At 71.4% G+C, this 7,674-nt stretch carries 8 protein-coding genes; 3 read left to right on the top strand and 5 right to left on the bottom strand.

Annotation, left to right across the window (positions count from 1 at the left end; genetic code table 11):
• Positions 1 to 140: 140 nt before the first annotated feature.
• Positions 141 to 1,211: a tRNA 2-thiouridine(34) synthase MnmA gene (gene mnmA / locus QNJ12_RS08555; RefSeq protein ID WP_300621615.1), complete on the bottom strand. Its 1,071-nt coding sequence runs from the start codon at positions 1,209 to 1,211 to the stop codon at positions 141 to 143.
• A 10-nt stretch (positions 1,212 to 1,221) separates the two neighbouring features.
• Positions 1,222 to 2,352, bottom strand: coding sequence for a cysteine desulfurase family protein (locus QNJ12_RS08550; RefSeq protein ID WP_300621613.1), 1,131 nt, complete (start codon positions 2,350 to 2,352; stop codon positions 1,222 to 1,224).
• Positions 2,353 to 2,496: 144 nt separating this feature from the next.
• Here QNJ12_RS08550 and QNJ12_RS08545 point away from each other — a divergent pair, with 144 nt between their 5' ends.
• The 3 genes from QNJ12_RS08545 to QNJ12_RS08535 all read left to right on the top strand — a co-directional run bounded on the left by QNJ12_RS08545 (position 2,497) and on the right by QNJ12_RS08535 (position 5,579).
• The gene (locus QNJ12_RS08545; protein WP_300621611.1) at positions 2,497 to 3,237 is read left to right on the top strand and encodes a class I SAM-dependent methyltransferase; all 741 of its coding nucleotides are present in this window, start codon (positions 2,497 to 2,499) and stop codon (positions 3,235 to 3,237) included.
• Positions 3,238 to 3,308: 71 nt separating this feature from the next.
• Entirely contained in the window at positions 3,309 to 4,298 is a 990-nt protein-coding gene (galT, locus tag QNJ12_RS08540) for a galactose-1-phosphate uridylyltransferase (protein WP_300621608.1), read from the top strand.
• A gap of 123 nt (positions 4,299 to 4,421) precedes the next feature.
• Positions 4,422 to 5,579, top strand: coding sequence for a glycosyltransferase family 4 protein (locus tag QNJ12_RS08535; protein WP_300621606.1), 1,158 nt, complete (start codon positions 4,422 to 4,424; stop codon positions 5,577 to 5,579).
• Between the two features lie 37 nt (positions 5,580 to 5,616).
• On the opposite strand, the gene QNJ12_RS08530 is transcribed toward QNJ12_RS08535, so the two are convergent.
• From QNJ12_RS08530 to QNJ12_RS08520, 3 genes are read right to left on the bottom strand one after another with little or no spacing between them, the layout of a single operon-like run.
• Entirely contained in the window at positions 5,617 to 6,393 is a 777-nt protein-coding gene (locus QNJ12_RS08530) for an enoyl-CoA hydratase-related protein (RefSeq protein ID WP_300621604.1), read from the bottom strand.
• A 48-nt stretch (positions 6,394 to 6,441) separates the two neighbouring features.
• Entirely contained in the window at positions 6,442 to 7,401 is a 960-nt protein-coding gene (meaB, locus tag QNJ12_RS08525) for a methylmalonyl Co-A mutase-associated GTPase MeaB (protein ID WP_300621602.1), read from the bottom strand.
• Between the two features lie 6 nt (positions 7,402 to 7,407).
• A complete protein-coding gene (locus tag QNJ12_RS08520; protein WP_300621600.1) occupies positions 7,408 to 7,665 on the bottom strand; it encodes a NifU family protein in 258 nt (85 codons plus the stop codon).
• Between the last annotated feature and the right edge of the window lie 9 nt (positions 7,666 to 7,674).

Below are 7,674 nucleotides of genomic sequence, written 5' to 3'. Positions count from 1 at the left end.
CCGCCGACACTCACGCCGACCCGACGCCCGATGCGTCGGCTGAGTCGGCCTCGTCGCGCCCCGCGCCGCCGACACTCACGCCGACCCGACGCCCGATGCGTCGGCTGAGTCGGCCTCGTCGCGCCCCGCGCCGCCGACACTCACGCCGACCCGCCGGGTGACGGTGACCTCGTCGCACTTCCCCCGCCGAGCACCCGGCGGTCGTCGAGGTCGTAGAAGACGACGCTCTGACCAGGGGCGATGCGGCGCTGCGGCACGGACCACCTGATCGTCGCCCGACCGCCGCCACCGACGACGAGATCGGCCGGCTGCGACGCCCCGTGCGCGCTGCACTGCACGAGCACCGTCCCGCTCACGGGCCGATCGACGAAGCCGACCCGTTCGGCGCCGGTCTCCCCGACGAGCAGATCGCCCTCCTCGCCGACGGTGACCGTGGCGGCAGGGACGTCGACGTCGACGGCGTAACGCTTCGGTCCGCCCCCCGGCAGCCCGATGCCGCGCCGCTGCCCGATCGTGACCAGCTCGACCGCGTCGACCTCGCCCACCATGTCGCCAGCCGTGTCGACCACGCGGCCCGGGCGGAACGGGATCCGGTCGCCGAGGAACGCCGTCCTGCCGCCGGTCGACGTGATGAAGCACACGTCCTGGCTGTCGGGCTTCGACGCGGTGCGGAGGCCACGCGCCGCCGCGATCTGCCGGACGGTGCCCTTGTCGATGTCGCCGACCGGGAAGACCACGCGGCTCAGCGCCTGCTGATCGAGCATGTGCACGACGTAGCTCTGATCCTTGGCCGGGTCGGCCCCACGCTCGAGCGCAAAGCGGCCGCCCGACTGCCTGATCCGGGCATGATGCCCCGTCGCCACGGCGTCGAAGCCGAGCTGATCGGCCCGCTCGAGGAGTCGGTCGAACTTCACGTGCCGGTTGCACTCGATGCACGGATTCGGCGTGACCCCGATCGCGTGGTCGGCCACGTACGGCTCGACGACGTGCCGATCGAAGTCCTCGCCGAAGTTGAAGACGAGATGGTCGATGTCGAGCTGCTGCGCGACGCGCCGAGCGTCGTCGACGTCGCTCACGCTGCAGCAACCGGTGTCGCTGTCGCCGCCCCACAGCTTCATCGTCACGCCGACGACCTGATGACCCTGGTCGAGCAGCAACGCGCCGGCGACGGACGAATCGACACCGCCGCTCATCGCCAGCAACACCTTCACCGCCGCGACCTCATGACGGACGGGCGAACCGATGGCTGCGCAGCTGCATCACGGCGTCGGCGACGACGTCGACGGCATGGTCGACGTCGCGTTCGGTGGTCGTGTGCCCGAGCGTCAAGCGGAGCGCGCCGGCGGCGAGCCGGCGATCGACGCCCATCGCCGACAGCACGTGCGAGGGCTCCATCGCGCCGCTGGCGCACGCCGATGCGGCACTTGCGCAGATACCCGCCTCGTCGAGGAGGTAGAGCATCGACTCGCTCTCGATCCCCTCGAGACAGACATGAGCCGACCCGGCGACCTTCCGGTCGCGAGGCACGGTCTCGACCACGCCATCGACGGTGGCGGCGAGGCCGTCGACGAGCCGGTCGCGCAGCGACGCGAGGCGAACGTTCTCGGCGGGCCGCTCGGCGTCGGTCTCGGCGAGGGCGACGGCGAGCGCCACGATGCCGGCGACGTTGTGGGTGCCGCTCCGCCGCTCGCGCTCCTGACCGCCACCGCGCACCAGCGGCGCGATCCGAACGCCGTCGCGGATGGTCAGGACGCCGACCCCCTTCGGGCCGCCGAACTTGTGGGCGCTCAGCGAGAGCAGGTCGACGAGTGGCGTGATCTGCCGCAGATCGAGCCACGACGGTGCCTGCACGGCGTCGGTGTGCAGCACGGCGCGCGGCGCACGCTCGCGCACGAGCCGGGAGACCGCGGCGAGGTCGGTGATCGTGCCGACCTCGTTGTTGACCGCCATCACGCTGACGACCGCGACGTCGTCGCCCAGCGCGTCGGCCAACCGGTCGAGGTCGACGTGGCCAGTCGCGTCGGTGGCCACGACTCGCCCACCGAGCTCTTCGACGGGGTGGAGCACCGCGTGGTGCTCGGCGGCGGGGCAGACGGCGAGCCCACGGGCACCCACGATGGCGGTGTTGTCCGACTCGGTGCCGCAGCCGGTGAAGACGACCTCGCCGGGCTCGACGTCGAGCGTGCCGGCGACGGCGTCGCGCGACTCGTCGATCGCCCGGCGAGCCTCGCGAGCGAATCGGTGCGAGCCGCTCGGGTTCGCGAACTGCTCCCGGAAGAACGGCAGCATCGCCTCGAACGCCGAGGTGCGCACCGGCGTCGTCGCCGCGTGATCCAGGTAGGTCAGCGTCACGCCGCCACGCTATCGAGGCCGCTTCGCCCCGCAGCCGGCTCATCACAGTGCGACCGCTCCCCCGCCGACACTGCGCCGCCGGCTCCGACGGCTCGGGCCCGCGCCCGCTGTGCTCGTGGGAGCGGGCGCAGTACCGTCCGGGCGATGGAGGGCTACGGATCGAGCAGCTACGGCGATGCGTTCGCAGACGTCTACGACGAGTGGTACCGGGGCATCTCCGATGTCGACACGACCGTGGCCGTGCTCGCCGAACTGGCCGGCGACGGTCCGCTCCTCGAGCTCGGGGTCGGCACCGGTCGCCTGGCGCTCCCGCTGGCCCGCACGACGGGGGTGGCGGTCGTCGGCATCGACACGAGCCGAGCGATGCTCGACCTGCTCGCCGAACGCGACCGCGACGGCACCGTCGACGTCATCGTCGGCGACATGGTCCGCGACCTGCCGGACGGCCCCTTCACGATGGCGTTCGTCGCCTACAACACGCTGTTCAACCTGCTCGGGGACGGGGAGCAGCGGGCGTGCTTCGCTGCGGTCGCCGACCGGTTGGTCCCCGGGGGCCGGTTCGTCGTCGAGGCGTTCGTGCCGGAGGATCCGCCCCGCCGGGGCGACCACCTCGAGATCCGCGAGCTCACCGCGACGTGCGTGGTGCTCTCGGCCAGCGTCCACCATCCCGACGATCAGACGGCCGAAGGCCAGTTCATCGAGCTCACCGAGGCCGGTGGCGTCCGGCTGCGTCCCTGGTCGGTCCGGTACGCGACACCGGCGCAGCTCGACGAGATGGCGGCCGCGGCGGGACTCGAGCTCGAACACCGCTGGTCGGGGTTCGAGCGGTCGGCGTTCGACGACGACGCCAGTCGCCACGTCTCGACCTATCGCAAAATCCGATAGCGACGGCCCTGTAAGCGTTTGCACGCAGATGTCCGCACAGGCACCCGATGGCCCCCTAGGCTGAGACGACGATGAGTCAGATGCGGTTGAACCAGCTGACGGGTCGGTGGGTCACCATCGTCGCCGAGCGGGCCCAGCGGCCGACCGACTTCGCGCCCCGCAGCGACCTCAACGACGACGACCCTGCGCGGCCGTGCCCCTTCTGCCCGGGCAACGAGGAGTCGACGCCGCCCGCACTCGAGACCGTCGGCGAGGGCGGCGACTGGACGCTCCGGGTCGTTCCCAACCTGTACCCCGCGTTCCACGGCGACGAGGGGTTCGCCGTCCACCACGAGGGCCCCGTCCACGTCATGGCCGAGGGCACCGGCATCCACGAGGTGTTCGTCTACACCCCCGACCACGCGACCTCGCTCGATCGGCTCGACGACGAGGCGGCCGGCGACTTCATGCTGGCGCTCAAGCGACGGTTCATCGACCACGCCGGCATCCCGCACATCCGTTATACCCAAGCGATCATCAACCACGGACGCGAAGCCGGCGCGTCGCTCGCCCACCCCCACGGGCAGCTGCTCGGCCTGCCGTTCGTTCCCGGCGAGGTGCTCGACGAAGAGCGAGCGTTCGCCCGCTTCGTCGGCGGTTGCCTGCTGTGCACCACGGTCGAAGCCGAGCTCGCCGCCGGTGAGCGCGTCGTCTTCGCCACCGACGACGTCGCCGTCATCTGCCCGTACTGGAGCGGTTCCCCCTACGAGCTGCTCATCGTGCCGCGCCGTCACGAGCTGCACCTGCAGGACGCCGACACGACCTCCCTCGAGGCGGTCGGGCGATCGCTGCGCGACGCGACTGCGTTCCTCAACCGAGCGCTCGGCGACGTCGCCTACAACGTCGGCTTCCACACCGCGCCGCACGCACACACGGGCGAGTACCACTGGCACATCCACGTCTGGCCCAACCTCGTGACCCAGGCGGGGTTCGAGCGTGGCACCGGGGTGCTCATCAACATCGTGCCGCCCGAGCAGGCAGCCGAGACGCTGCGCAGCGCAGCGGCGCTGACCGGCGCCTGAGCGCCGGCGCCGGTGGGCGCTGTCCGGCCGATCCGAGAGCGCAGCCGCCGTCGGAAGTCACCACCCACTCCCGCCTCGGCCTCGGGGGACCCCCAGCGGGGCGGCGACACTAACGTGCGCCCGGTGCGCGTCCTCATGCTCTCGTGGGAGTTCCCGCCGACGTCGGCGGGGGGCACGGCAGCGCACGTCGACGGACTCGCCCACGCACTCGAGCGGGCCGGCCACGACGTGGTGGTCATCACCCGCCGCGTCGCCGGGACCGAACCCGACAGCACGGCCGCCGGGGTGCGCGTGCTGCGGGCCGACGTCGAACTGCCCTGGTTGCCCGACGACGAGGTCGCGAACGCCGCATCGGCGAACCATGCGATGGTCGCGACCAGCGGTCGCCTCGGCGAATGGCGCCCCGACATCGTGCACGCGCACGACTGGAACGTCGCGTGGGCGGCGAGCGTGCTGGCATCGCTGTTCACGACACCGATCGTGACGACGTTCCACGGCACCGAACGCGGTCGGCACGGCGGTCATCTCTCGCCCGGTACGCCGACCGACATCAACAGCGTCGAGTGGTGGCAGGCCCACTGCTCGAGACGCGTCATCGCGTCGACGAAGCTGATGGTGCGCGAGATCGTCGACGGGTTCGAGATGGATCCCGAGCACGTGCGCCGCATCCCGGCGGGCATCGATCCCGCCTGGTGGGCGACGGCCGGCCCCGACGAGCAGCCGGTGGACGCCCGCGGTGGCGTCGTGCTGGCGTGGGGGCGCGTGCAGTACGAGAAGGGCTTCCAGGTGCTGGCCAGAGCGATCAGCGCGCTGCGGTACCGCGTCGCCGGACTGGAGTGCGTGATCGCGGGGCGCGGCAGCTACCTGCCCGAGCTGCAGTCGCAGATCGACATCGCCGGCGTCGGCGACCTCATCGACCTCCCCGGCTTCCTCAACGACAACGAGCTCCGTGCCGCGATCCACCGAGCCGGCTGCGTGGTCATCCCGTCGCTGTACGAGCCGTTCGGGCTGGTGGCGCTCGAAGCCATCGCAGCCGGTGCTCCCCTGATCGTGGCCGACACGGGTGGGCTCGCCGAGCTGGTCGGCGGCACAGGATCGGCGCTGCTGTTCGAACCCGGCAACGCCGATGCCCTGGCGGACTGCATCGAGCGCCTGCTCACCGACCAGCAGCTCGCGGACGAACTGGTCAGGCGCGGCCAGGATCTGATCGAGGCGTCGTACTCGTGGGATGCGATCGCCGTGAGGACCGTGACCGTCTACCACGAGGCGCTGTCGCCCTAGCGGTGGCGACCGCCGGGGGGGCCGCGTGGACGGCCGCTCAGGTGCCGGTGAACTCCGCCTTGCCCGGCCCGTGCTCGAGGAAGCTCTTGACGCCGATCTGGCTGTCCTCGGTGCGGAACGAGTCGACGAACGCATCACGTTCGATCAACAGGCCGTCGGCCAGCGACGTCGACAGGCCGCGATCGATCGCCGACTTCGCGAACGACTGAGCGAGCACTGCGCCGCGAGCGCACTCCGCGGCGAGCGACAACGCTCGATCGTGCAGCCCGTCGTGGGCGACCACCTCGTCGGCGAGACCGATCCGCAGTGCCTCGTCGGCGGCCACCTGCCGGCCGGTGATGCAGAGCTCCTTCGCCCGGCTCGGGCCGACCTGCCTGGCGAGTCGCTGCGTTCCACCACCGCCGGGGATCGTGCCCAACAAGATCTCGGGCTGGCCGAACACGGCCTTCTCGGACGCGATGCGGTAGTCGCAGGCCAACGCCAACTCGCAGCCCCCGCCGAGCGCGTACCCCGCAACTGCGGCGATCACGAATCGGGGCACCGCCGCAACGGCATCGAGCGCGCCGTGGAAGCTGTCGGTGATCGCACGGGCCTCGTCGGGCCCACCGAACTCGCTGATGTCGGCCCCGGCGGCGAAGATCCGCTCGCCTCCGGTCACGACGACGGCGGCGGGCGGCTCCGCCGTCAACGAATCGGCGATCTGGTGGAGCGCGGCCACCACGGCCCCTGAGAGGGCGTTCACCTTGCCGTTGTTGAGCGTCACGACGGCGACGCCGTCGTCACGTCGCTCGAGCAGGACCACCGGTTCATCCATCGCGCCATCTTGGTCGATCACCGATCGACCGGCGGTGTCGAACGCCGATCAGGCGTCGACGCCGGCGAGCATGTCGTCGGCGGCCGTCCACGGGTCGGTGGAGTGGTCGGCCACCGCGGCGGAGAGGGCGTCCCAGCGATCGCCGGTGCAGATGTCGCGAGCTCGCTCGCGCAACCGGTTGGCCACGATCTCTCGGAGCTCTTCGCTCGACCGGAACGAGCGTCGCTTCGCGAGCTGACCGCTCCGTTCCGCGTGTTCGCGGTGTGCGCCGACCGCCTCCCACAGGTCGCTGGCGCCGGTGCCGTCGGTGGCCACGGTGGGCACGATCGGCGGGCGCCACGCATCGCTCGGGAGATCGGACAGCTCGAGCATCTGCTCGAGGTCACGACGCGTCTCGTCGACACCGTTGCGGTCGGCCTTGTTGATGACGAACACGTCGGCGATCTCCATCAGGCCGGCCTTGTTCGCCTGGACGCTGTCGCCCCATCCCGGGTTGACGACGACCACGGTGGTGTCGGCCTTCCCGGCGACCTCGACCTCGACCTGCCCGACGCCGACCGTCTCGACGAGGATCCACCGCCGGCCGATCGCGTCGAGCAACCTGACCGCCTCGGGGGTGGCGAGAGCGAGCCCGCCGAGGTGCCCGCGGGTGGCCATCGACCGGATGAAGACGCCCGGGTCGGTGGCGTGGTCCTGCATGCGCACGCGGTCGCCGAGGATGGCGCCGCCGGTGAACGGCGACGACGGGTCGATCGCCAGCACGGCGACCTCGAGCTCGAGTGACCGGAGGTGGCCGATGAGCGCGCTCGTGAGCGAGCTCTTCCCGGCGCCGGGTGCGCCCGTCAACCCGACGGTGTAGCCCTCGCCGCTCAGCGGATACGCGAGCCGACCGACGAGCCGCCCCGGCTCGCCGCCGCGCTCGATGAACGAGAGCAGCCGGGCGATCGCACCTCGGTCTCCGTTCTGAGCGGACGCGAACAGGTCGTGGGGGTCGCTCGATCTCGCCATGGCCGCTCAGACGGCGCTGTCGATCGCCGCTTCGGCCTCGGCGATGTTGACCACCTCGGTGACCCCGTCGACGCGGTCTCGCATGATTCGCTCGATGCCACCCTTCAGCGTCTGCGTCGAGACCGGACACGTCCCGCAGGCCCCGACCAGGCGGACCGTGACGACGCCGCTCGACTCGTCGACGTCGACCAGCTCGACATCGCCGTTGTCGGCCTGGAGGGCCGGGCGAATGACTTCGATGCAGGCTTCGACTTGGGCACGCATGGCAGCGAC

This window comes from Ilumatobacter sp. (genome assembly GCF_030065885.1).
GTDB lineage: Bacteria > Actinomycetota > Acidimicrobiia > Acidimicrobiales > Ilumatobacteraceae > Ilumatobacter.
This window is presented reverse-complemented; position numbering and strand designations above follow the sequence as displayed.